This window comes from Massilia genomosp. 1, from assembly GCF_011682185.1.
In the GTDB taxonomy this organism is placed as follows: Bacteria; Pseudomonadota; Gammaproteobacteria; order Burkholderiales; family Burkholderiaceae_D; genus Telluria_A; species Telluria_A rubra.
Window position 1 is genome coordinate 1 of sequence record NZ_WHJF01000672.1, and the last position, 247, is coordinate 247.

1 pseudogene is annotated in these 247 nt (G+C 57.9%); it reads right to left on the minus strand.

The features are described from left to right. Positions 1–38: 38 nt before the first annotated feature. Positions 39–247, minus strand: a pseudogene (locus F1735_RS35195) (hypothetical protein); the annotation flags it as partial.

Below are 247 nucleotides of genomic sequence, written 5' to 3' on the forward strand. Positions count from 1 at the left end.
CGGAAATTTGCAAGCTAGTTGTCGCCTAAATACGATTTTTACGCTGCTTTTTTGAGTGCTTGATTTTTCTCCTTTTTGGTGACGGCTTCCGTGACACTTTTTTCGGGATTGAGGTGTACGGTCGTCACTGGCGCCCAGCTTCGCGTATCGCCACTCCAGCGCTCCGGGCGCGCGGCCTTGGCCGCTTCATAGACCTCGGCGCGTTTGCGTAGCAGCGCGCCGTCCAGGCCCGCGTGACGCTGTGCCG